Below are 681 nucleotides of genomic sequence, written 5' to 3'. Positions count from 1 at the left end.
AAAATAAAAACAAATAAGAAACGCTCATCATCCATAAAGATTCCTTTATCCCTCTATACTTTTCATAACCAAAAATTCGAATGAATTCTTTACTTAGTTCGCTTAGAGTAAGTGAACTCTCAATTACACTCGTAACGAGGCGATATATAATTAATTCGGTAATAGGTGTAAGAGTGATAGCTAATAAAAGCCAAAGAATCATCTTCCATTTTGGAATATCTTTTAATATATCAAATGCTTCATTTCTCAATTTTATAGCCTACTCCCCAAACCGTATGAATCAGTTTTTCACCATTCATTACTGTTTCAAGTTTATCCCGTAAATTACTAATATGGACCATTACCGTTTTATTAGAACCATAACCATCTTCATTCCAAACACGTTCGAATATTTCTTCAGAACTAAATACTCTGCCAGTATTACTCGCAAGTAAATATAAAATATCAAATTCAATAGAAGTGAGTTTAATATACTCACCATTTACTTTAACGGTATGATTATTTTTATGTATTTCAACTGTACGAATGCGAATGATACCATCTTCATTCTTTGGTTTAGCAGCGTTTTGGAAAGAAGATCTTCGTAACAAAGCTTTCACTCTAGCGACTAATTCTAGTGGATTAAACGGTTTAATCATATAATCATCTGCGCCTGTCATAAGTCCTAAAATTTTATCCATA

At 31.3% G+C, this 681-nt stretch carries 1 protein-coding gene and 1 pseudogene; both read right to left on the bottom strand.

The window, feature by feature from the left end; translation table 11 throughout:
- Window positions 1-250, bottom strand: a pseudogene (locus KI356_RS23165) (sensor histidine kinase); the annotation flags it as partial.
- Window positions 240-681: response regulator transcription factor (locus KI356_RS23160; protein WP_212936583.1), on the bottom strand; the 442-nt coding region annotated here is incomplete at its 5' end. The gene KI356_RS23160 and the pseudogene KI356_RS23165, both read right to left, overlap by 11 nt.

The sequence above is a fragment of the Bacillus hominis genome (genome assembly GCF_018332515.1).
In the GTDB taxonomy this organism is placed as follows: domain Bacteria; phylum Bacillota; class Bacilli; order Bacillales; family Bacillaceae_G; genus Bacillus_A; species Bacillus_A hominis.
This window is presented reverse-complemented; position numbering and strand designations above follow the sequence as displayed.